Source organism: Anatilimnocola aquadivae, from assembly GCF_049819085.1.
Classification (GTDB): domain Bacteria; phylum Planctomycetota; class Planctomycetia; order Pirellulales; family Pirellulaceae; genus Anatilimnocola.
Map to the genome: position 1 here is coordinate 6,822,905 of NZ_CP187419.1, position 24,477 is coordinate 6,847,381.

Genomic DNA, 24,477 nt, shown 5'->3' on the forward strand with positions numbered 1-24,477 from the left:
TCTCTCCCCCAGCTGCTAACCACCCACGATGGATCCACAGCGCGAACGCATTCAAGCCGACCTGCGGGGATTACTCTCCGGGCAGGTTCGTTGCGACGATGCCTTCGTGCAGATGTACAGCACCGACGGCAGCATCTATGAAGTGGCTCCGCTGGGTGTCGTGCGGCCGCGAAGTGTGGGCGACGTGCAAGCCGCCGTTCGCTATGCCGCTGAGAACGTCATTCCTCTGCATGCTCGCGGCGCGGGAACGGGTCTCGCGGGAGAATCGTTGGGCCCCGGCCTAGTGATGGACTTCTCGCAGGGCATGCGACGCATCGTCAACGTGAATCAAGACAGCGTGGTGGTGCAGCCCGGCGTGGTGCTCGGTCAACTCAATCGCTATCTCGCTGCCTTTGGCAAGCAATTCGGCCCCGATCCCGCAACCGGCGGCGTAACCACCATCGGCAGTGTTGTTTCGCTCGATGCCTCTGGCAGCAACTGGCTCCGCTATGGCTCCGCTCGCAAGCACGTGCGCAGTCTGCAAGTCGTGCTGGCCGATGGCGAGACCTTCGAAGCGGGGCGCCACCCCATCACCGACGATCCGTTCGTCGATCCCGTGCCCCGCCGCCGCGAACTTGTGAAACGACTGGCCGAACTGTTGCAGCGTGAAGAAGCGGCCATTCAAGCGAATCAGCCCAAGTCGTGGGTTAACCGCTGCGGCTATCACCTGAATGATGTGCTCAGCGATGGCCACCTCGATCTGGCGAGACTCATCGCTGGTTCCGAAGGGACGCTGGCGCTCATCACGCAGTTGACGCTCGGCATTGTGCCAATCCCGAAGCATCGCGGCCTGTGCCTGATGTTTTTCGATCGCCTCGAAGCTGCGGCCACCGCGGCGAGCGAAGCTCAATCGCTGGGCGTGAGTGCTTGCGATTTGATGGATCGCCGGATTCTCTCGCTGGCCCGCGATCTCGACCCGCGATATGCGCAGGCTATCCCGCGCGAGGCAGAAGCGATGCTCATGGTCGAGCAACTGGCCGATGACGCCGGTCAGGTGCTGGAGACATTGCAGCAAGTGGCCGTTCGCTGGCAACGACGTCGCCGGCTGGCGTTCGGCTTTCATCTGGTGCTTGCGCCCGATGAATACGACTTGTTCCGCCGGCTCGCGAGACGCGTTTCTCCCACGCTGTTCCGCGTACAGGGTTCCGAGCGGCCCGTGCCGTTCATTGAAGATATCGCCGTCCCACCCGACGTACTGCCCGAGTTTCTCGTCCGTCTGCAGAACGTGCTGAAGAATCATCAGGTTACGGCCTCGTTCTTCGCGCATGCCGGACATGGGCAGATCCACGTGCGCCCGTTCATGGATTTGTCGAGTGCCAGCGACATTCAAAAGATGCCTGAACTGGCCACGCAACTATATGAAGAAGTGCTGGCTGTCGGTGGTACCATCAGCGGCGAGCATGGCTGCGGGCTGAGTCGCACCTGGTATGTCCGTCGCCAGGCGGGTGCCATGTACGATGTACTACGCGAAGTGAAGCGAATCTTCGATCCGCAGAATCTGTTCAACCCGGGCAAGGTCGTAGCCGATGTGCCCCAACCTTTGACCAAGAACCTGCGACTGTCGGCCGCCGATGTTTCGCTCGATGAATCGATCACTTCCGAAGCGAAAATCGCCGAGGCCGTGGCCAAGCAGAATGAGCCCCTCGATTTGCATCTCACTTGGCGAACCTTGCCGCAGGTGGAAGCGGAAAGCTGCAATGGCTGCGGGCGTTGCCGGACGATGTCGCCCGAAATGCGAATGTGCCCCATCTTTCGCTATGCCCCGGCTGAAGAAGCATCGCCAAGAGCCAAGGCGAACATCATGCGCGCGGTGCTGCAGGGCCAGTTGCCAGCCGACTCGCTCGCCAGCGAACAACTGAAAGAGATTGCCGACCTGTGCGTCAATTGCCATCAGTGCCGCCTGGAGTGCCCCGCTGAGGTCGACATTCCCAAGCTGATGGTCGAAGCCAAGAGTCAGTACGTCGTGGCCAACGGTCTCGATACCACGGACTGGATTCTGGCTCGGCTCGATTGGGTTTCTCGTTGGGGCGCGCGGTTTGGTCCAATCACGAACTGGATACTACACACCCGCTGGACTCGCTGGGTGATGGAAAAACTCACTGGTATCGCTCAAGGGCGAAAGTTGCCGCGACTGGCCTCCAGCACCTTCCTGCGCCGGGCCGATCGCAATCGTTTGACGCGCCCCACGCGCCGTAGCGGCGGCAAGATCCTGTATTTTGTCGACGTGTATGCGAATTGGTACGACACTCAGCTTGCCGAGTCGCTGGTCGCGATCATGCAGCATCATGGCATTGCCGTGTACGTACCGCCGGGGCAATTACAGTCGGGCATGGCTCGCATTTCGCTCGGCGATGTCGAACGGGCCCGCAAGCTCGCGGCCCGCAATGTCGCCCTGCTGGCTGATGCTGTACGGCAGGGATATCAGATTGTCTGCACAGAACCTTCGGCTGCACTGGCGCTCACGCACGAATATCCCACGTTGCTCGATGACGACGACGCACGCCTCGTCGCCGAGCATACCACCGAAGCCTGCGCCTACTTGTGGAAGCTGCATCAAATTGGACGATTGGAACTCGACCTGCGGCCGATTAATCTCACCCTCGGCTACCATCAGCCTTGCCATCTTCGGGCGATCGATGTGGGCTCGCCCGGCGAAAGCCTATTGCGGCTAATTCCCGGACTAAGTGTCAAGCGAATCGAGCGAGGCTGTAGCGGCATGGCTGGCACCTTTGGCCTACGCCGCGATAACTACCGCGCCAGCTTGCGGGCGGGCTGGGGCCTCATTTCTTCCCTTCGCGATCCGCTCATTGATCTGGGGACGACCGAGTGCAGTGCGTGTAAAATGCAGATGGAGCAGGGAACCACCAAGCCGACCATTCATCCGCTGAAGATGCTGGCCCTGGCGTATGGTCTGCTCCCCGAAATTGAAGCACTGCTGACAACGCGGGGCGAGGAGCTATTGGTGACATGATAGTGTGGGTCAAGATGTTTGCCGCTGCCCGGCAACGAGCGGGGACGCAGGCCACGAGCTTTGCCCTGACCGAAGGAGCGACCGTGCGCGATTTGAGGGTGGCGATCATCCAGGAGTATCCCACTCTGGCTGATTTTTTGCCTCATTGTCGGATTGCTGTCGATCGCGACTTCGCCCCAGACGACCATGTATTAACCGAGACGCAGGAAGTCGGCATCATCCCGCCGGTAAGTGGTGGGTGATGCCCGAACATCACGGAGTACCGCTCGTTCCAGCCTACTTAAATCATGATCCAACTCGTTCACGAACCGATCGACTCGCAGGCAATCCTCGCGGCGGCGGCACATCCGCACGCAGGGGCGGTCGTACTGTTTTTGGGCGTGACACGTCAATTGACGGCAGGGCGAGAGACCGAGTCGCTCGACTACGAATGCTATCCGGAAATGGCGACGAAGAAGCTGGCGGAACTCGAAGCGGAAGCTCGTGAGCGGTGGCCGCTGCTGAACTGCGTCGTCGTGCATCGACTGGGGCATCTGGAAATCAGTGAAGCCAGCATTGCCATTGCCGTGAGTTCGCCCCATCGCCGCGCGGCCTTCGAAGCCGGACAGTGGCTCATTGACACCATCAAAGAGGTTGTGCCAATTTGGAAGCAGGAGAACTGGCAGGATGGATCGAGCGAATGGGTTCATCCCGGCACCGGTTTACCACGCGAGATTACCCCCAAGGCAACATGAGCGAGCGCGAACCACTTTTCGATACGCTAGGACGACGGCACACCAGCCTGCGCATTAGCGTGACCGATCGCTGCAACATTCGCTGCTTTTATTGCATGCCCGAAGAGAACGTCCGCTTTCGTCCGCGGCACGAATTGCTTTCGTTTGAAGAGATCACACGCCTCACTCGCGTCATGGCTTCGTTGGGCGTGAACAAGTTGCGTCTCACTGGCGGCGAACCGCTGGTACGAGCTGACTTGCCGAAGCTAGTCGAGCAGCTGTCCGCAGTACCCGGCATCGACGAAATCGCGATGACCACCAACGGCATCTTGCTCGCCGATCAGGCCCAGGCACTCAAAGATGCCGGTCTCACGCGAGTGAACATCAGCCTCGATGCCATGACGGAAGAGACCTTTCGTCGTATCAGCCGGCGAGATGGACTCGACCGCGTGATTGCCGGCATCCAGGCGGCGAAGCAAGTTGGCTTCGCGCCGATTCGCCTCAATACGGTAGCCATTAAGGGAATCACGGAACCCGAAATTCCCGCGCTCGCGAGATTCGCCCGCGATGAGCAAATGGAACTTCGTTTTATTGAGTTCATGCCTCTCGATGCCGACCAGCATTGGGCCAGCGATCAGGTTCTCACTGGTAAAGAGATTCGTCGGCAGTTGGAAGAAGCAATTGGTCCACTGGAACCTGCCGCTCGACCCGATTTGAGTCAGCCGGCGATGGACTTTAACTACGCCGATGGCAGCGGGAGCGTGGGTTTCATCAATCCGGTTTCGCAGCCTTTCTGTGGTGATTGCAATCGCTTGCGCGTGACGGCAGAAGGGCAGCTGCGCAATTGCCTCTTCTCAACCGTTGAATGGGATGCACGCGAGGTGCTGCGCTCATCCGCCAGCGACGATGACTTGGCACAGCTCATTCGCGATTGCGTCCGTGCCAAGAAGCCCGGTCACGGCATCGACTCCAGCGAGTTCATTCGCCCGCAGCGAGCCATGTATCAAATCGGTGGATAACACATTGGCATTTACCGCCCCCGCACCTGTGGCGGGGGTTCAACGGCTCGTGCACTATCAACGCCAGCGATCGAGTTCAGACAACCGTGGAATCCACTCGAATCTATCTCGACAACGCGGCTACCAGCTGGCCGAAGCCGCCAGCGGTTTACGATGCGGTCGACGCTTACCAGCGGAACAACGGCGCTGCTGCGGGGCGCGGTGTCTATCGTTCGGCGCAAGATTCGGAACGAATCGTCGCGCAGTGCCGCCAGCGGGTCGCGGCCTTGGTTGGAGCCAAAGCTGCGGAGCAAATCGTTTTCACGCTCAACGGCACTGACTCGTTGAATCTCGCTCTGCATGGTCTGCTCAAGCCCGGCGATCACGTCGTGACCAGCGTCTGCGAGCACAACAGCGTGCTGCGTCCGCTGCGGTTCTTGGAGGAGCAAATCGGCCTCTCGTTCGACGTTGTCGAGTGCGATGGTCAAGGCTTCATCAATCCCGATGACATTCACCGGGCGATCAAGCCCAACTCTCGTCTCATTGCCCTGACGCACGCCTCGAACGTGACGGGCGCGATTCAGCCAGTGGCGGCAGTGGGAAAGATCGCGGCAGAAAAGAACGTGTTGTTTCTCGTGGATGCCGCGCAGTCGCTCGGACACTTTCCGATCGATGTCAACGAACTCGGCTGTCACTTGCTGGCAGCGCCGGGTCACAAAGGGCTGCTGGGGCCGCTGGGAACTGGCATTCTCTATCTGGCACCGGGCACTGAAAAGCAACTATCGCCCATTCGCCAAGGTGGCACCGGCACCCGCAGCGACGACGATCGTCAGCCCGAGACCATGCCCGATCGCTATGAATCGGGAAACCTCAACGTCGCTGGCATTGCTGGTCTCAATGCTGGTTTGAAATGGGTCGCCGAGCAAAGTCTCGCGCAGCTTGCCGCTCACGAGCGAGAACTGACGGAACAACTCCTGTCGGGGTTGTCTGAAAACCAAGCCGTTACGATCTACGGTCCGCGTTCGAGCGAAAACCGTCTCGGCGTCGTCAGCTTCAATGTTGCGGGTTTCGATCCGCAGGAAGTGGCCGCTGGGCTTGATGCCGTGGCTGGTATCGAAGTTCGTTCCGGACTCCAGTGCTCCCCGCGGATGCACACCGCCCTCGGCACTTCCCCTTCCGGCACGGTCCGCGCAAGCATTGGGCCCTTTAACACGGCAGAAGACATCAACTCTCTTATTGAAGCCCTGCGAGAGATGTCCTAGCGTCGGGCGGCGGCTCGAATCTTATTCACCACGTTCACCAGATCGTCGATCGCACTGCGAATCGTCATCTCGTTTGCAAACTGTTTGGCCAGCACTTCGACGCGGGCCGCCACGGGTGTCAATTGCGGATAGCCATAGCTGCCGCCGGCGCCTTTCAGCTGATGGGCGAAGCGCGCGACTTCTCCCAGCTGATGATCTTCGAGCGAGTTGAGCAACTGCGTTACTCGGCTGGGAAGCTCGTCCACAAACATGTGAACAATCTCGGCCAGGTCTTCATCTGCACTGAGCGTCGAGACAAAGCCCTCGTTTGCCGCAGCAACCTCTGTTGAGAACATGATTCGCCCTTTCCAACTACACCTTCACGCAGGACATCCGGTCTAACACGTGCCAACCTTACGACCTGCATAAACGCTCCGCACGACAATTATCGACTGCTGTGCGAAGCCTGCCCATCAAAGATTAGGTCACTTGTGTTGCTAAGGACTGGGCCAGATAGGTGCGGAATTCCGCAGAGGTGGGGGTAGCTGGGAGTGAGTGCTGGGCGGGAAACAACCAGCCCCCCAGAAATGCCTGTGCTAGGGATGGCATACTCGTCGCAATCGCTAAGCACCACGCAGACGGCCCGGGTAGCTGGAGAAAATGACCGGAAATCTCCCGATTGGTGAAGGTGGGCAAGCAGCGGGGACGATAGCACTTCCTAGATCGGTAAGTCAATTTCCGGTCAGTCGCTGAACGTCAGAGTCACGGCCTGCCGCACTGCTCACGAGCACGCGGGGCCGGCGGTTCCGGCGACACGTTGTTCCCGTTGTTTCCGTTTCCGTCTCCCTGTGTTTTTGGTCTTGAGGAGTTTTTCCATGAAGAGCCGTATCGTTGGTGCTTGCGTTGCTGTTGCGTTGTTCTGTATCGCGTCGAGCGCTTCGGCGTTCGATTTCCTCGGTGGCTGTGGCTGCGAAGCTGCTCCTTCTTGCCAACCGACCTGCTGCTACAAAGTGAAGAAGTGCCGTCACAGCCGCTGCTGCAAGCCAGCTTGCTGCGACATGGGCTGCAATGTTGCCGCCCCGACCTGTGGCACACCTGCTCCGACCTGTGCCGCTCCTGCTCCTACTTGCGAAGCTGCTGCTCCGACCTGTGCCGCTGCTGCTCCTAGCTGCGGTTGCGAAGCTGCTCCTAGCTGCGGTTGCGAACCAAAGTGCTGCAAGAGCCGTTGCCACAAGAGCCGTTGCTGCAAGGCCCCGAAGTGCTGCAAGCAGAAGTGCTGCAAAGCTCCTAAGTGCTGCAAGCAACGCTGCTGCAAGACTCGCTGCTGCAAGCCAGTTTGCTGCGTCGCCGCCCCAGTTTGCGGTGGTTGCGGTTGCTCGTAGTCTGAATTAAATGGTCGCCGCTCTCCTCGCACACTCCACTGCGACGAGTTTGGTTCGACCTGCTGAATAAGAGGCTCCCGATCTTTGATCGGGAGCTTTTTTGTTTCTTGGTAGCCGGCCTAAAAGAGCCCACCGCCGCCAAAGCCGCCAGCGCCTCCTGTGGATCGCCGTCGCTGGCCGGACTCGTCCAGATTGAAAAACCAATCCACGGCGATATCTTCGGCACACTTCGCCACTTCCGGATCCTTGTCGCCACGAGCCTGTTGCACCAGGGGAGCCAAGTGCTCGGGAATGTCGTACTCCGAACCAATGTTGGTGTTGGCCATCTGCCGCTGACGTTCCTCATGCGCGTCGCGCAACATGGCATGCAGCACGTAGATTGCTGCGATTCGTAATTGGCGATCGGGAGCAGCCAATGCCTGTTGCAGATGCGGAACTGAGTCTTGTCCCCATACGCAAGGATTCACAGAAGTTCGTGGAAAGTCTCCTCCTGCAGTGAATGGACTGTTTGTGCCTCGCTGCAGGTAGGCCCAGCAATCGCGATCCCACTCCGCCTGGTGTTCGGCCGCAATTCTCAGAATCAACGGAAACACTTGATCGCGATGCTCCGGCACCTGTTCGTAGAGCACCTTCAGCAAACTAATAGCGTTGGTCCAAGATGTCTCTGCTGCAGCATTCAAATCTTGCAGTACAGCAGGCAGCAACGCTTTTCGCTCGACCGAGAATAGCTGGAACTTCGCCCAGCGGACCACAGCGGCTAACACTGGATCATCATTGGCAGACAAGTTCGCCAGCCGCTCTCTCCACGGGGCGTAATCGTCAGTGCAGGCACCGCAGGCCATGATTGCGGCGAACTCTACACGCGCGTTCGCTTCACTAGCGATCACATTTTCCAGTAGCGGCGCGGCAGGTGGACCGAACTCCGTCGCCATCTGCAACAACACGATCCGCTCAGCGGTGTCGGTCGTTTCGGCGAGTCGCTCGGCAAGCAATTTCACTTGCTCATCGAGAACACTTTTACGCAGTCCATTTACATACTCGGTTGTGGCCAACTGCTTGGTCTGTGGATCGAACTCTTGCCATTTGCCGTGCTGCTGGCCGTACAGATAATCGCCTGTGGCGACCAGTTCCGCGTGTTCGTTCCAGTGCTTCCATGTCCCTGTGCGAACATTGTTGAAGTAGCTTCCTGCTGCCTTGAGTTGGCCGTTTTCGTGCCAGGTTTGGGCGGAACCATGCAGACAGCCGTTCTCGGAAAGCGGTGTGGGCGTGCGCGAGGGTGCCCTCAGGATGCAGCCGCCTTGAGCCAGTTCTCGCCAAGGTTGCGCCGGAACCTGGCGTTGCTCGCCTTTGCCAAACGTGAACTCACTTACGAGGAGACCCGATTCTGACCACTTTCTCCAGATACCCCTGCGCAAGCCGTCCTTCATCTGGCCCCGCTGGGCCAACTTGCCATTGGGATGATAGGCCGCCCACGCGCCGTGCTGCTTATCGCCGCGATAGTTCCCAGCAATCAGCAGAGCGCCATCCACTTCGCTAAGTCGCCACGTCCCGTCGTTGAAGCCATCGAAATCAGTATCGAGCAGTCCGAATGGCTGATTGACTGCCAGCGGACCTTGGCCACGATACTCCCGCTTCAGGACCAATTCGCCGCCGGCCCACTGCTCGGTATGCAGTTTGGGGAGTTGCCAGTACCAGCACGCTATGCCGACCGTCGCCATCAATATCAGCAGCGAGCGCATGCTGAACTGGCCGATGCGAAATCTTCGGTACCAAGGCTTGTTCGTGGTGGTTGATTCGCTGGCCATGATGATTCGTTCGTAAGTGTGTTACCCAACCACCGGAATGAAGCCAGAACAGCGATCAAGGCCTGGCGCTCGACTTCGTTTGGTCTTATCACCAGGCTGGACCGGCAGCTGTTGCAGACTCCCATCGCGTAGTTTTTTCAGAGCCTGCTGATACTCTTGCTGAATCAATTCGGGCGCTCCGACGCTCAACAAGTGATCGAAAAAAAGCTCTGCTTGCGACTGCACACCCAGACCTTCATCCTTCGCCTTGGTCTCGCCTTTCAAAGTGCGCAGTAGTTGCCCAGGCTGCAGCTTTCCCCGCGGAACCAACAAATCGCTGACATCGTATAGTGCTCCGACCGAGACAACAGGATTCAATTCAGTAGGGACAGTAAAACGCAGAAATCCAGTCCGCGTCACGCGGCAGTTGGCAGGATTACTGCCGATCAGTTTGCTCAGGATCTCACGAAGCGGTCGATTCTCGGCCTGGTAATTCACTACGGCATCGACTGGAATGCCACCGGGCACCGCTATTTGCGCAAGCGGCAATTCATGGCGCACTGCCAGTATTTGTAGTGCATCACTCAGCTTCGTGCGGCGAAAATTTACCGAATCGAGAGCACCCAGCTTCCCATTCAGTTCGGCTTGCGACTTTGCGTCAGCAGGCGTGAGCCACGTCAGGGGCTCAGACGATACCGATGTGGAGGGCGCACCACGCTGAATCAGTTTCAGCAACTCACGCAGTTCCTCTGATGAATCTCGCGTCTGCCTGACAACAAACAGATTCCCCAGGGAGACATTTGTACCATCAAGGGCTCTAAACTCCTCGAGTTCATGGGCAATATCGAAACGTCGAACCGCAAAACTTCGCAGATCGTAAATCTCCCAGTACGAACTCGATAGATCCTGTGCGTAGTCGTCGCTGTCAATTTCGATGTAGTCGGATTTGAGGCAAAAATCGAGATCGAGGGCCCCTAGCATCTCGCTCAAGTTCTCCGCCAAACGTCGCTTCGGCAAGTGACACCAGACGAGTTCCTCGGGATCGACACTACGGTCATTCAAATGAATGCAGATCGAGAATCGGTCTTGCAACTCGGAAATAACTTCCCGTAGAGGGACTTGGTTGTATTTCAGTTCCGCGGGTTGCTCGAGGATCTTTTCCATCTGGCGAGCCAGTGACCAAGGTCGACTCCTTTCGACTGTTCCTTTCAAAGGCGAGTGAAGCACCGTTCGCAGGCCGTCTAGCAAGTCTTGAACGTTCTGGTGCACTTCCAAAGACTGGTGAACTTCCAGTACGCTGCCGATGTCCAAGGCATTGACGCTGCCCGGTCCACCCAGGTCTTGCCACGCATCAGGCTCTAGGATCGAAGTGATCAATTCGATTAGCGGATCAAAATTGGCTTGGCCGTTAGGCTGAATGATCAAATCGTTTACTGGGTACAGAACCGTGGTAAACATCCGCGGCAGATACTCCTGTTCAATCAAAAGCGCCCGACCGCTGGCAACTGGGGCGTAGATCAAACCTTTCTCCGAAAGTGTCGCGACGAGCGCAGAGCGAATTGACACATCGTTCATTTGACAAGTTACGCGCAACGGCATGTCGAACTTGCTGGTGGTCTGCAAGCGTGGATGTACGTTAACAGGGATTCCCAGAGCCTGACTAACGGCTTGCGCGAAAACTGTCAGTGGTTGATTGTCGATATCGAACGAAGCCGGCTGCTTCAGCAACTGCTGCAAGCGGAGGTACGACTCTGGATCTTCGCAAAGTGGGATCGCTTGCAGCCGAGGATCGCTTGCCAACGAAGCAGCCTGTGGCAATTGGCCTACATGGCCGAGTGTCTCGAAGGCCTTCCAGTAGTGCTGCAACCGCTCATGGGCGCCACGTCGCTGGACGATGGTGAGCGTTCCCGGATTCGCATAGATATAGCCAGGCCCACCGACGTCGGACCATCCATCGGGATCGAGCGTAGTTGTCGTGAACTCAATGAGTGAATCAACCTCTTCCGCAGTGATCGTAGCCGGCAACGGATAATTGAGAGCAATGACGCGCGCGGGACGTTCTGTAGCGGAAAACTCAATGCTGCCAGCTTGCAGGTCCCATTCAAACCGACTGCAGGCGGCAAAAGCCTGGAGCGCATCGCGAGCGGGCATGCTGGGCAAGTCGAGGGCAATTCGCTCGTCAGACCAATCAATCAGTGAATCCGCTTCGATCGTGGCGGCAATGCCCGTCTGCTTCGACCATTCCTGCATCCAGGTTGCCAGCAGCACCGGCTTACCGAATTCCATGTGAACCGGTCGCTCAAGCTGAGCGGCCAACGCTTGTTCGGCTAGCCAATGTTTTGCCGGCTGCTGCGGCTGATAAGCACGCAGAACAGCGCCAATTCCGATCGCTACCAGACATAGCAGCGCGACGAAAAAGTACCAGCGATAACGCATGGGCAGAAGAGATTCCACGGAGCCCCCGGGGTAAGAGCAGTTTAGGCCCGGCGGGCTGGTCCGGTCAAATCGAAGGGCGTTTGCTCACCAAGCGGAGTAGTTTGACAAACACCCAGCCCAAAAGTAGCATATCGAGCGATTCTAGCGGTTACATCGATTTTAGCTCCTTGTTTCTACTTCTTCGCCATATCGAGATCATCAATGTCCGTAGCTTCTCCGCGGTTGGGTCGTGGTCGTATTGCGCGTAAGTCGCAGCTGTCTCGATCACGTCGGATGTTTCTCGAAGGACTGGAGACTCGAGACATGCTTGCGCCGCTCGTCGCGAACCCCAGTTTCGAAGATGCTCCGATTCCGCCTGTGTTTCCAGGGTACACAGCTACCATTTCGGGCTGGACGGTGGCCGGCGGAACGGGCATCAATCCCTCTCAGGACAATTCGGCTCCGTTTTTGAATGGGCTTCCGGTTCCCGACGGTGCAAGGATTGGTTTTGTGCAAGGTGCGGGCACATTCACGCAGAGTGTATCGGGATTTGAAGTTGGCAAGATTTATCAGCTGACATATCACGAGAACGAACGTGGTAATGGTGCCGCGGTGGTGCAACCATACGCGCGAATCGGTGCCGAGACGATTGTCGAAGAACATGCTCTCACGCGGCAGAACGCAGGATTTGTTCCCGTCACCAGCCGCCCGTTTTACGCTTACAGCACGACGATGACTCTGGTGATTGGCAACGACGATCCCACCATGCCTGGTGTGCTCGTCGGCGATAACACGCTGCTTCTCGACAACATTCAAATCACCGAAGTGTCTCTGCCCGTAGTAGCGAATCATTCGTTCGATCCGCCGGTGGAGGAAATTTCCAACAATCCCTTTCCCGGCTACGGCCCCATTTCGAATTGGAACCAGTCCAATCTGACGAACATCGGCATCACGCCGGCCAATGGTGGTAGTCCAGCGAACGTGTTTCTCAATGGCAAGACTCCGTTGGATGGCACTTCGACCGCGCTGCTTCAAAACCTTGCTGGCACGAGCACCTCAAACATCAGCCAGACAGTCGGCACGTTTGTCATTGGACAAACCTACGTACTCGACTACTACGAGGCCGAGCGTGGCCAAGGTGCCGCGATTGCTCGCCCTTATGCGCGTATCGGGGGTGCGATTGTCGTGGACGAGCATAGTCTGACCTCGACGTCGCAGCAGTTTGTGCGCGTGGTCAGCCGTCCCTTCGTGGCCACCGCTACCACCATGCTGCTGGAACTAGGTAATAACGATCCACTGCAAGCTGGCGACGGTGCTCTCGATAATACGGTGCTCTACGACCGCATTTTGATTCGGCCCGTTGCCAACAGCACAACTGCCACTCTTTACGACGGAGGTTTCGAATCACCCTTGAGCCCTGCGGACACATTCAAGCAAGCCAATGGTACCGGCACAGGTACGCTGAGCGGGTCAGCTTGGACCTTTGCCAACGGCGGCGGCATCACGCGCAACAACAGCGCGTTCCACAATGGTGCCATCTCGGCGACCGAAGGTCAGCAGTTCGCCATTCTGCAGCATGGGGCGAGCTTCCAACAAACGGTCCACGGCTTTGTCCCCGGCAATACCTACAACCTGGACTTCCTGGCGGCACGACGTACGTCCCAGGCGAATAGCAGCGACACCTACTCCGTACTGTTGGACGGAGTTCCGCTCTATACCGAAACCTGGACAAACAACGGCGGCATTAACCAGTCATTCACCTCAAAGTCGACCCCCAACTTCGTCGCCACGAAGGGGAGTTACACAATCGAGTTCAACTCCCCCGACACTGCGGGCGAGGATGAAACCACGTTTATCGACAACATCGTCTTGAATCTCGTCAGCCAGCCTGATTTCGGCGATGCGCCCGATACCTACGCGACGCTGCAAGCCAGCAATGGCCCTCGCCACGCGGTGGCAACTCCGCTGCGACTCGGAGCTACCATCGATGGCGAACCCGATGGTCAGCCATCGATTGGGGCTACTGGCGATGGGGCAGACGAAGACGGAGTAACCATTTCGCCCATCGCGTTTGGCGGTACCACGACCATCGTCGCCACGGTCAATGGCGGTCCGGGTCAACTCAATGGCTGGATCGACTGGAATCAGGACGGTGATTTTGGTGATGCCGGCGAACAAGTTTTCACGAACACGGCCGTGGTGAATGGTGCGAATACATTCACGCTGACGGTTCCCGTGGAAGCATCCGTTTTGGCGTCGACAACCACCTATGCTCGCTTTCGTGTGAACTCCACGGGTGGCCTCGCATCGACTGGCTTCGCACCGGATGGCGAAGTGGAAGACTACGCAATCACGCTCGAGCCCACGCGCGCGACCGTGTATGTCGATGCTGCGTTCACGACCCCCGGCATCGATCCCGATGGCGCTGGTCCGGCTACGAGTGTCGGCTTCGATGCTTTCCCCACGGTTACCCAGGGTCTGGCTGCAGTTGCAGCCGGGGGCACGATTGTGGTGAATGCGGGAACCATTGTCGACAATGTCACGCTCAACAAGAGCGTGACGATCGATGGTGCGGGGACAGGCACAACAACCATTCAAGGCAGCATTACCACCAGCGGACCATTGACCAGCGTCACACTGCGAGAGTACTCGCTGGCCAGCGGCGGACTGGTAGTGCCGGTTGGCTCCAGCGTGAACACGTTGAACCTGTTCGACGTGGCTGGTGGCACCGGCAGTAATATTGCTGGCACGGTAACCACGCTCAATCTCACGACGACCGATGGATCAGACACAGCCACCTTCAACGGCCTGGGAATCGGCGCTACCCTGAGCACCAACAAGCTCAACAGCGTGGCGATTAGTGCGGGCGCCGTTGCCGCCATGAATATCAACACCTTCCAGACCGTTGCCGATATTGCCGATAGCGTGACAATTGTCCCCGACGAATCGATCGTCGTGAACTTGAATGCGGGCAATCCTACGGGGCCCGGCGTTGGCGATTTGCTGACGCTCGATCTCTCCGGCGTCGCGACGGGACTTGTGTTCGTTCCCGCGGCCAACGGCACCTTAACTCTTCCTGGCCGGGCAGCCATCAACTGGCTAAGCGTCGAAGATGTTGACGTCATAGGCCTGCCGAATGTTCCCGAAGTGGCCCTGGGCGATGCCCTGGTACTCGGCAACACCACCAGTACGAACTACATCGTGATCTCACGCGGCAGCCTGAATCAGACGATCATGCGGCTCAATAGCTCGCAGGTAACGGCCGCCGTCACGGGCAAGGTTGTTGTGTATGGCGGCGAAAATGCGGACACGATCAACGCCAGCAATCTCGTACTGCCCGTCGAAGTTTATGGCCAAGGGGGCAACGACTATCTCGCTGGTGCCAGCGGTAACGACTTGCTTGTGGGTGGTACAGGCGTCGACACCGTCATGGGCGGTCCCGGCGACAACACGCTCTGGGGCGACAATGTAGGCCAGCAAAACCTGGTCGCCGGTAGCAACGATAGTTTGTCCGGCGGTGCCGGCAACGACGTCATCTACGGTGGTGGTGGCGATGATCGCATCAGCGGCGCCGCTGGCAATGACTACGCTTACGGTGGTGAAGGAAGCGACTCGATCGACGGCGGCATTGGCGATGATCGTCTTTACGGTGGCAATGGCAACGACCAGCTGACGGGCTATTCCGGCAACGACTTAATCAGTGCCGGCAATGGCAATGACCTACTGCAGGGTGGCGAGGGTAACGATGTGCTGATCGCCGGTGTCGGAGCCGACAATCTGTTTGGCAGTTCAGGCAACGATTTGCTCGTCGCCGGATCGGTGGCGAACCAACTCAGCAGCACGGCGGGCGATGCCAACGATCTGGCCTTGCTCGCGCTGCTTGGCACTTGGGGCAGCAGCGGTTCAAATCGCAGCGGTCTCGGAGTGGTGACACAAGACACCGATATCGATAAGCTCGCAGGCGAAACCGGCGACGACGACTTGAGTTTTGTCGTCGGCACCGACATCGTGACGAACTTCAACGCTCCGGGCATGGGCACCGACCAAGCGTTTTAAGCACTGCTGTTGGACAGCGAGCGGTCAGCTTACTTTTTGAAGAGGTTCTTGAACTGGTTCAGCTGATCGAGCGGATTAGGAGCTGGCGCTGGGGTAGTTCCCGGCGCCGCGGGTGTTGCTCCAGTGGCGGGCGCTGTAGGGTTGAAGCCTGGCAAGTACTTGTTCATGAGCTTACCTCCTTGCTCTTGTAGCAGGCCGGTGGCCGCGCTGCCGGCGAGTTCCTTCGTCAGATTGGCAATCACACGAGTATCGGGCATGGGTGCCGACAGGGTGCCATGAATGGGAATCTGCAGTGTTTTTCCCTTCAGCCCCGCTAGCGAAGCGTTCTTATTGAGCCAACTATCGGGAATGGGAAACTCCGCGACAATTTGCATGGTTTGATCGAGCCCCACGCTGCCGTGCGTGGTGATGACAACATCCTTCACATTCATCTTCAGGCCGCGGTGATGCACGCGGCCGTCGATCAATTCGAAGTTCACCTGCTGCTGCGGCATGACTAACACGCCCGCGTTGCTGGTGGGCGTTTCCTGAGTCGGTGCTGTGCCCGCACCAGGAAACAAGTTCGCCACACCGGCATAATTGCCATCGGCAATATCCTTCAACTGCTTAGCCATGTTCAGATACTGCTGCGTGAGTGGTCCCGCGCCCACTTCCGCATTGTGAATCGTCATCACGCCGGCGACGCTGCTTGTCATGGGCTGTGTGAGTGGAACCTTGGCTCCTTCCAAATCGACCGAGAAGTTACCTTGAGCACGCGTGACGCCAGCCAGCAGCGGAGCCACGAACTTCATCCAAGCGTCGCATAGCTCGGGCGAGATGCGCAAGTTTTGAATCACGGCGCCCTTGTCCATTTCTAGCAAGGGTGAGGTACCGGCGAGATTCAACCTCGGCGAGCCCAGCAGCTTGCCTTCGTTGATGATGAAATCGAGCGGGCCCACATAAACGACACTCTTTTCTAGCTTGGCGGGGACCGTACCGGTTCCCATTTCCAGTCCCATGTAGCGTGCCGTTTTCCATCCCACTTCGGCTTGAGCAGTAAGTTCTGAACTGACGAGGCCAGCCCCGGCCGGACTCAACAGGGGCCCACGCAAGGCAAACTGGCGAATCTCCTGGCCAGTGAGTTCCGGCGTAAGCAGGGGCGATGTCTTGCCGCTTGGCGCGGCACTTGACTTGAGCACTTTGTCATTTAACAGCTGGGTGAGAATTGTCAGATCGTAGGCAAACTGGCCTTTGACATCGGCCAGACAATTTTTCGTCAGCTGGCTGATGGAGCCATCGGCATTCATGCTCGCCATTGACGATTGCAATTGCGCACTCGTGAGCGTCAAGGCATCGCCGACCGGATCATAGCTGGCTTGCGCTGAAATCTTGACATGCGGCTCCATGTGTCGCACGACGAACGGGCCTGCGTTCGATCCCGACACGAGCGTGGGCGGACGTGTTCCTGCCGGCGGCAGATCAGGCGACGCATATGTCAAATTCTTGATGTCGTTGTTCCAGACCGCTTCTACCTTGCCACCGCGCAGGGCCGCTTCGATTCGCCCTTCGAGCGTTCCGGCAATCTGATAGCCGCGTGGTTCTGCGGCGGGAACCCAACTCATCAGGCGAGTCACGTCTCCGCGATAGTCGATCACGCCTTGCACAGTCGGAGTCTCACCGGCGAGAACAGCCTTCACATTTTCGGCTCGCAGCGCGATGGCCGAGCTGGCCAGTGTTGTGGCCGTACTCGTGAAGGTGAGCGTCTTTTGATCCCAGCTGCCACTTGTTTCGAGAATCACCTGCGGTTCCGAAACCGAGAGCCCCGGTCCGGCAATCGCCAGTTTGCTCAGCACCAGTTTGCACGATTGCAAGTCAGCGGCCGCCATTGCGAATGTACCTGCACCTTGCAGATCGATGCCGCCGACCGTTCGCCAGCCAGCGATGGGCACAAAGGCTTGCACGCGAGGCTGCCAGGTGGCGAGATCTCCTTTGAGCGTAAAGCTGATCGGCCACGCGGTATTCATGCCGGGCTCGGCGACTGGCTTCGTTAAGGTGGCATCGAGTTGATCGGCCGACGAAAGGACGCTGAAGTTGGCCGTCGAAATTTGTTCGAGCGTGGTGCCCGATACGCGACCGCTCACTTGCGCCCCGATCTGCAGATTCTCTTCACGCCACGGCACGACGCCCGGTGACTCGAGCGCGAATTGTTGCACGCTGGTGATAGCCGTCGCTTGCCACTGCTCGCCTTGAGTTTGCTGCCAATTGATCTTAGCGGCGAGGTTGCCAGCGAGGCGAGTTTCTCCGAAGTCGACAAAGCGATCAAGCTCCGCAACGAGTCGATTCAGGTCCGCGTTAGCGGTAATTTCGCCTTTGCTCAGCTCACCCGCACCTTGCAATTCAAAGAAGCTGGCTTTGCCGACTAGTTGCTCAATGATGACTCCCGCTTTCCCTTGCCGCGCAGTCGCTTCCAGTTTGAGTGGCTCGTCCCACCGCACTTGCCGGCCGCCCGTTTCGGCCACGAGGTTGTCGGTTTGAATGCTGGCCTGCCACAAACGGCCGGTCGGTTCATTTTTGCTCAACAGGCCGAGGTTGATCCGTCCGTTGGTGATGCGAGTGTCATTCTTTAGTCGTAGAGTGCCCGGCAACTGCGTAGCGACGGCAGCCAAGTCGACCTGGCCGTTCACTTGCAACTGCGAGTCGCCCGCAAGTTGACCACCGGTCGAAGCTGCCCGCAGTTCATCGACCACGGCTTGCCCGCTCCCCGAAATTTGCAGCAAGCTGGTGCGCAGGTCGAGTCCCACCACCGTGAGTCTGCCCGCGGCAAATTGCATCTGTCCCCGACCCGATTGAATGTTCACCAGCGGACGATCGGAACCCAGGAACGTAGCCGAGGCAACTTGCAAGTTCGGAGCGTTCAAGCTCTTCAGATTCAACTGGTGGTCTTGGGCATCACCGGCAAAATCGTACTGCAAATCGGCGGACAAGCCACCGGCTGCTTGCACATCGATACCGGCGCGGCGCAGCGCACCCTGCGAGATATCAAGAGCCAGACTGTTGGCTTTGAGGATCAACTTGCCGACACCAAGGCCGGTGGCCGATGGTTGCCAGGCAAACTCAGCCTGCACGTCGCCGGGCGGAATAGCCGTCGGTTGTTGACCGGCGGGTTGAATACCCGCCGAGAACTTGCCCGTGCGCGCCACATTCACCGCGGCAGGCCAATCGACCTCAGCATTGATGCCATTCACCACCCATTGCTTGCCGGCAATCTGATCGTCGAGCAACACCTCACCGCGCAGCACTTCCAGCTGAAACTGCATGGGCTTGGGTGCGCTGGGAGTTGGATCGGGTTCGCTCTGGGGCAACAGCTTCAAAAAGTCTTCCCAATTGCTGCCATCGGCGCGCAGCACCACGAGAGCTTTGGGATCGGTAACGCGGAACTTTCCCAGTTCGCTGCTGTTGAGCGCCAGGTCGTACAGTCGCTTGACGCTGGCCACTTCAGCCACCTGGGCGAGTACTTGCCCCTTGTCATCCTTGAGGATGAGCCCCTTGATGCGCAGTTCGCTGAACCAGCCGAGCGAAAGCGAATCGATTTGAATCCGCTCCTTCAGCTCCGGCGCTGCGAAGCCCAAGCCGGCCTTCCACACGGGCTGCTGCGAAATGATCGCGGGTAAAAAGAAGACCAGCACGCCCAGTAGCAGCAGCATCACCACCAGTCTGCTGACAAACCAACTGAGTCGCGAGGAGCGAGCCGCGTCCCTTTTCGCCGGGCGGGTTTCTGCTTCGTCAATATTGTCTTCGGGCGGGGCAACTTTGGTCTTGGCCATGGGGCGGCGCTCACTCATTCGCTACGAGGATCCATCCATTCGTCGGGCGGATTGTAGCCAAGTAGGGTCGTTTTTCCCTAGATCGACTTCAGCTGGCAAAGATGACAAGCGCGCCAGCAAGCATCGGCCGGCATCGATTGGCGCGCGACGTGCTTGCATCTCAGGCAGTCGGTTCCTGCAAGCAGATCGAGGGAGATAGTCATGAAACGAGAATCTTGGATCGGTCAGTTTGCTCGCTGGGCAACCGATTGGACGGGCAGCACTGCCGCGTTCCTAATGGCGCTGAGCGTCGTGATTGTCTGGATCATCACCGGGCCGGTCTTCAACTATTCCGACACCTGGCAGCTCGTCATCAACACGGGCACGACCATCGTGACGTTCCTGATGGTCTTCCTCATCCAACGTGCCCAGAACAAGGATTCGCGGGCCGTTCACCTGAAACTCAACGAATTGGTCGCGGCCATGCAGGGTGCCAGCAACCGTTTGCTCAACGTCGAAGATCTGTCCGAAACCGAACTGAAGCTGCTACACGACCACTACTGCCACCTGGTAAAGCTCGCCAAAAATGCCGGCAAACTGACGGACTCACATTCGGTCGAAGAGGCCGAAGGTCGCCACGAGCAAAAGATGGTTGGCCAGTCTGCACAGCCCCAGTCTTCCAAGACCAAGCCTGCCCCACGGCGTCGCCGGCGCCGAAACGCCCGCTAGATCAGCACTCAGGCCGGTTGAACAGCGGCGAGCCATTTTCGCGTAAGATCCCGCGCAGCAGCTTCCCCAGGCATTGTCGGCCAGCCGACATATCACGGCCCCAAGTCCTTTGACTGCCTTACCTTAGCCCGGAAAGGGGGATTCCTGAGAGGCGCTTACATAGGTTTTACGCATGTGAACCGCTCGCGTGACTCACCTGCGGACGATGACTTGTACAATCCTCGATAGATTCGCATCCCAGATTCGTGTAGAGGGTGCGGTCGATCGAAGTGTTAGATCGACTTGTCAGATCGAACCTCAGGTACCAGTGGCCGCCTGCAAGGCTACGCAATCAAAAAGGCAACGACCGTGTCTATTGGCACCAAGTCCTCTGTCGAAAAACTGAAGGCCCGCCGGGCCCAATATGATAAGAAAGTAGCCGCTCACCGGGCTGCTCCGACCCATAAGAAGCCTCCGAGTCACGTTACGTCCTCGGACCGTCACGACGCCAAGCTGGAGTCGCTGCTCAGCGATGGCCACCACGCCGGCGAGTTGAATCGCGCCGAAGCGAAGCAGGAAACCGAACAGCGAACGGCCGTCAACTACGCGTCCATCATCTGGATCGCGCTGTTGCACATCGGTGCGCTGGCCGCTCCTTTCTACTTCTCGTGGGAAGGTCTGGCCGTGATGTTGTTCATGCACTGGGTCACCGGTTGCGTGGGCGTCACACTTGGTTTCCATCGCTTGCTGACTCATAGCAGCTTTCAAACCTGGAAGCCTGTTCGCTATTTCCTGGCCACTGTCGGCGGCTTCGCTGGTGAAGGCGATGTCATCGAATGGGTTGCCAATCACCGTCAGCATCACGCCCACAGCGATCACGACGAAGATCCGCACTCGCCCCGCGATGGTTCCTGGTGGAGCCACATGTGGTGGCTGTGCTGGACCTTCCCTTCGGCCGCTCAAGCTCGCCATCACAAGCGTTGGGCGCCCGATCTGGTGAAGGATCGCGGCATGGTGTGGGTCGGCCGCATGTTCCTCCCTTCGCAGTTCATTCTCGGCGGTCTGTTTTTGGCTGCCGGTTACGGCGTGGGCGTGCTCCGCGGCGTCGATCCCTGGTTCATGGCCACCTCGTTCGTCGTTTGGGCTGTGTTTGTCCGCATGGTCGCCGTGTTGCACACCACCTGGTTTGTGAACTCGGCCAGCCACATCTGGGGCTATCGCAATTACGAAACGACCGACGACAGTCGCAATAACTGGTGGGTCGCCATCATCGCTTACGGCGAAGGTTGGCATAACAACCACCACGCTTGGCCTCGCATGGCTCCTCATGGTCACCGCTGGTGGGAATTCGATCTCACCTTCCGCATCATTCGCTTGATGCAGTGGACCGGTCTTGCCTGGAACGTCGTCGACTACAAGCGAAAGAGCGAGAAGGTCGACCTTAAGGCTGCCCCAGCCGACGGCAAAGTTGATAAAGTGACGGTCTAGCCGCTCACGTTTGCTTATAGTGAAATTCCGAATAGCCCGCGGCCAAAATCCGCGGGCTATTCCTTTTCGTACCCGCTTCCACGGCCCACAGCCCTCTCCATGCCTCAGCCCAGCAGCGTTATTGTTCTCGTCATCGATCGCCTCGGCGCCGGCTATCTCGGCCCCTACGGCAACACCTGGTTGGAAACACTGGCCTTCAACCGGCTCGCAGCGACGTCGTTTCTGTGCGAACAAATGATCAGCAACTCGCCCGACCTGACGACCGTGTATCAAGCTTATTGGATGCTGAATGGCAAGTCGCTGCCCCAGTTGGCGAAGGCCGCCGGTTATCAGGCTGTGCTCATTACGGACGACGAACAAGTCGCCCGCTTGCCGACGGCACAGGACTTCGACGAACTCCACTTTGTGAAGCCTCCCGCCAACAGTTCCGAGATTGGCAAGCCCGCCGCTGAGGTGGAAGAAACGGCCTTTGCCGCCCTGATCGAAACCGCCAGCAGTCTTTTGGCAGACTCCAGCGAGCCTCGCCTGATTTGGATTCATGCCCGCGCGATGAACGGCGTCTGGGATGCTCCGCTGGAACTTCGCCAGCAGTTCGGCGACGAAGACGATCCGGCCCCCGCCGAAATCGTGCAGCCTCCGGAAGAGAAAATCGAAGGCCACCCCGACCCCGACCATCTGCTGAGTCTCGCCCATGCCTACGCGGGGCAAGTCTCGGCCGTCGATAGCGTGCTGCAAGCATTTCTGGCTGCGATCGACGAACTGCCAAACGCCGACGAGGTTCTACTCGCCGTCACCTCGCCCCGCGGCTATCCGCTCGGCGAGCACCAGCGCGTTGGTGCCTGCGACAACGGCCTATTTGGCGAACTGCTGCATACTCCGTGCTTCCTCCGCTTTCCGCATGGCGAGGGTGCCCTCTCTCGTACTCAGGAACTGCTTCAACCGGCCGATCTGGCGGCGACCATAGCCGATGCTGCAGGCTGGACGACCGACAGCAACTTGCAATCTCGCAGCTTGCTCCGCCTCGTTCGTGGCGAACCGACCATCCGCCGCGAATTGATCGTGGCCGAAGCTCCGCACCAAAAACTCATTCGCACCACTGCCTGGCAACTGCGCATCTCTCAGACCGAGGCCGGCGACCATTACGAACTGTTCGCCAAGCCCGATGATCGCTGGGAAGCCAACGACGTCGCCAGCCGCTGCGGCGATATCATCACCGGCCTGATCGAACACGCTGCGAAGCCAAGTGAAGGTGAACTACCAACAGAGCTAACATCACCATGGCGGTAGATTTCTAGTTTTTCATTCTGCATTTCTTCCGCTAGCGTTTTCTGTTTTCCGTCTAGCCTCAAACTGGCTTCGTCCCTAAACTCCGCCGGCCAATTTCTGTCTGCTGGCAAGGAGTGCCGCCATGCGTTTGATCGCTGTGATGAATCAAAAGGGTGGCGTGGGTAAAACCACGTCCGCCGTTAACCTGAGTGCCGCCCTCGCCGATGCCGGCAAACGCGTCTGCGTGATCGACCTCGATCCCCAAGCTCACGCTTCGCTGCACCTGGGCGTCTCGCTGCGCGACGGTCAGCAATCCGTCTACGACGTCCTCACGGGCGACGCAATGCTCCCCGACGTGCGGATGCAAATCGATAAGAACCTCTGGCTCATCCCGGCGCACCTCGACCTGGCTGCCGCCGAAGTCGAACTCGCCAGCGAGGTCGGCCGCGAAGTGATCCTCCGCGATAAACTCGCACAGGACGACACTCAGTTCGACTACATCATCGCCGATTGCCCGCCTTCGCTCGGCGTGCTGACGATCAACGCCCTGACGATGGTGCGCGAAGTATTCCTGCCTCTACAGCCTCACTTTTTGGCGCTCCACGGTCTCTCGAAGTTGCTGCGCACGATCGAAATCGTCAGCAAGCGGCTCAATCGCGGCCTGAAACTTAGCGGCGTCCTCTTCTGCATGTACGACTCGGGAACTCGCCTCGCGGCCGAAGTCTCGAGTGACGTCACTGCCTACTTTCAAGGCGAGAAAACGGCCGACAGCATCGCTGCGGGAGCCAAGACTTTCGAATCTCGTATTCGCCGGAACATTCGCCTCGCCGAAGCCCCCAGCTTTGGTCAGTCGATCTTTCAGTACGCGCCGAACTCGCCCGGAGCCGAAGACTACCGCGCACTCGCGGCCGAAGTCTTGAAAATGGCCGCCGAAGAAGCCCCCACCACCATCAAGCTGCCCCAACCCGCCCTTCGCCGAGCAGCCTAAACCTCGCACGCCGGCAAGCGAGATATATGTTCGTTGTAAGGTTCCTGAGGTTCGGCAGTAAGACAGGCAGAGACACCGCGAAATCAACTGACGGCAGCCTGTCAGACGCCGGTGGAAACCTGCCTTGCCGAAAATAGGTGCTTTATGACCGCTCTTCTGGCTCTCACCGTTGTTCATGTGGCTATCAGCCTGGTTGCCATCGTCGCCGGCTTTGTCGTGATCTATGGCATGCTGGTCAGCAAAGATCTGCGTCGCTGGACTGCCTTTTTTCTAACGACCACCGTCCTCACCAGTGCCAGCGGGTTTGTGTTCCCGGTCGATCGGTTTCTACCCTCGCACGCCTTTGGCATCCTCTCGCTGGTGCTGCTGGCTGTGTCGATCCACGCTCTGTACACCCGGAAACTGGCCGGTGGCTGGAGACACGCGTATGTAGGGACTGCGATCGCCGCTCAGTATTTGAACTTTTTCGTACTGGTCGTCCAGTCGTTCCTGAAGGTTCCCGCCCTCAAGGCTTTGGCTCCTACCCAGACGGAAGTCCCCTTTGCCGTGGCTCAGTTGGTGACCTTGGTCGCGTTCATCGTGCTGGGTGTGATGGCGACCCGTCGATTCCACAGTCAGACGTCGGCGTTGAAGACGGTTTGAAGGG

Annotated in this window: 15 protein-coding genes; 11 read left to right on the plus strand and 4 right to left on the minus strand. The window is 58.5% G+C overall.

The annotated features are described in order from the left end of the window. The first annotated feature begins 28 nt into the window (after nucleotides 1–28). The 5 genes from NA78x_RS27040 to NA78x_RS27060 all read left to right on the plus strand — a co-directional run bounded on the left by NA78x_RS27040 (nucleotide 29) and on the right by NA78x_RS27060 (nucleotide 5,983). The gene (locus tag NA78x_RS27040) at nucleotides 29–3,010 is read left to right on the plus strand and encodes an anaerobic glycerol-3-phosphate dehydrogenase subunit C (RefSeq protein ID WP_425615489.1); all 2,982 of its coding nucleotides are present in this window, start codon (nucleotides 29–31) and stop codon (nucleotides 3,008–3,010) included. Further along, nucleotides 3,007–3,252 carry a MoaD/ThiS family protein gene (locus tag NA78x_RS27045; protein ID WP_425615490.1) on the plus strand — a complete coding sequence of 82 codons (246 nt, stop codon included), beginning with the start codon at nucleotides 3,007–3,009 and terminating at the stop codon, nucleotides 3,250–3,252. The genes NA78x_RS27040 and NA78x_RS27045 overlap by 4 nt, the downstream gene beginning before the upstream one ends. A gap of 45 nt (nucleotides 3,253–3,297) precedes the next feature. Further along, nucleotides 3,298–3,744: a molybdenum cofactor biosynthesis protein MoaE gene (locus NA78x_RS27050; RefSeq protein WP_425615491.1), complete on the plus strand. Its 447-nt coding sequence runs from the start codon at nucleotides 3,298–3,300 to the stop codon at nucleotides 3,742–3,744. Then, on the plus strand, nucleotides 3,690–4,742 hold the full coding sequence (moaA, locus tag NA78x_RS27055) for a GTP 3',8-cyclase MoaA (RefSeq protein WP_425615492.1): 1,053 nt from the start codon (nucleotides 3,690–3,692) through the stop codon (nucleotides 4,740–4,742). The genes NA78x_RS27050 and moaA overlap by 55 nt, the downstream gene beginning before the upstream one ends. An 86-nt stretch (nucleotides 4,743–4,828) precedes the next feature. Next, on the plus strand, nucleotides 4,829–5,983 hold the full coding sequence (locus NA78x_RS27060; RefSeq protein WP_425615493.1) for an aminotransferase class V-fold PLP-dependent enzyme: 1,155 nt from the start codon (nucleotides 4,829–4,831) through the stop codon (nucleotides 5,981–5,983). On the opposite strand, the gene NA78x_RS27065 is transcribed toward NA78x_RS27060, so the two are convergent. The 3 genes from NA78x_RS27065 to NA78x_RS27075 form a co-directional block, all read right to left on the minus strand. Then, nucleotides 5,980–6,318, minus strand: a complete 339-nt coding sequence (locus NA78x_RS27065; protein ID WP_425615494.1) for an Hpt domain-containing protein — start codon at nucleotides 6,316–6,318, stop codon at nucleotides 5,980–5,982. The two genes, NA78x_RS27060 and NA78x_RS27065, sit on opposite strands and share 4 nt — an antisense overlap. A gap of 1,145 nt (nucleotides 6,319–7,463) precedes the next feature. Next, entirely contained in the window at nucleotides 7,464–9,149 is a 1,686-nt protein-coding gene (locus NA78x_RS27070; protein ID WP_425615495.1) for a toxin-antitoxin system YwqK family antitoxin, read from the minus strand. Nucleotides 9,150–9,170: 21 nt separating this feature from the next. Then, nucleotides 9,171–11,564: a hypothetical protein gene (locus NA78x_RS27075; protein WP_425615496.1), complete on the minus strand. Its 2,394-nt coding sequence runs from the start codon at nucleotides 11,562–11,564 to the stop codon at nucleotides 9,171–9,173. A gap of 303 nt (nucleotides 11,565–11,867) precedes the next feature. On the opposite strand from NA78x_RS27075, the gene NA78x_RS27080 reads away from it, so the two are divergent. Beyond that, the gene (locus tag NA78x_RS27080; protein ID WP_425615497.1) at nucleotides 11,868–15,599 is read left to right on the plus strand and encodes a GEVED domain-containing protein; all 3,732 of its coding nucleotides are present in this window, start codon (nucleotides 11,868–11,870) and stop codon (nucleotides 15,597–15,599) included. Nucleotides 15,600–15,628: 29 nt separating this feature from the next. Here the strand turns inward: NA78x_RS27080 and NA78x_RS27085 are convergent, their stop codons facing one another. Further along, entirely contained in the window at nucleotides 15,629–19,402 is a 3,774-nt protein-coding gene (locus NA78x_RS27085) for a hypothetical protein (protein WP_425615498.1), read from the minus strand. Between the two features lie 201 nt (nucleotides 19,403–19,603). On the opposite strand from NA78x_RS27085, the gene NA78x_RS27090 reads away from it, so the two are divergent. The 5 genes from NA78x_RS27090 to NA78x_RS27110 all read left to right on the plus strand — a co-directional run bounded on the left by NA78x_RS27090 (nucleotide 19,604) and on the right by NA78x_RS27110 (nucleotide 24,473). Continuing rightward, nucleotides 19,604–20,110 carry a low affinity iron permease family protein gene (locus NA78x_RS27090; protein ID WP_425615499.1) on the plus strand — a complete coding sequence of 169 codons (507 nt, stop codon included), beginning with the start codon at nucleotides 19,604–19,606 and terminating at the stop codon, nucleotides 20,108–20,110. Nucleotides 20,111–20,458: 348 nt separating this feature from the next. Further along, on the plus strand, nucleotides 20,459–21,577 hold the full coding sequence (locus tag NA78x_RS27095) for an acyl-CoA desaturase (RefSeq protein ID WP_425615500.1): 1,119 nt from the start codon (nucleotides 20,459–20,461) through the stop codon (nucleotides 21,575–21,577). Between the two features lie 99 nt (nucleotides 21,578–21,676). Beyond that, nucleotides 21,677–22,864 (plus strand): sulfatase-like hydrolase/transferase, encoded by a 1,188-nt coding sequence (locus NA78x_RS27100; RefSeq protein ID WP_425615501.1) that lies wholly within the window; start codon nucleotides 21,677–21,679, stop codon nucleotides 22,862–22,864. A 121-nt stretch (nucleotides 22,865–22,985) separates the two neighbouring features. After that, nucleotides 22,986–23,831: a ParA family protein gene (locus NA78x_RS27105; RefSeq protein WP_425615502.1), complete on the plus strand. Its 846-nt coding sequence runs from the start codon at nucleotides 22,986–22,988 to the stop codon at nucleotides 23,829–23,831. 144 nt (nucleotides 23,832–23,975) lie between these two features. Further along, nucleotides 23,976–24,473 carry a hypothetical protein gene (locus NA78x_RS27110; RefSeq protein ID WP_425615503.1) on the plus strand — a complete coding sequence of 166 codons (498 nt, stop codon included), beginning with the start codon at nucleotides 23,976–23,978 and terminating at the stop codon, nucleotides 24,471–24,473. Nucleotides 24,474–24,477: the final 4 nt, after the last annotated feature.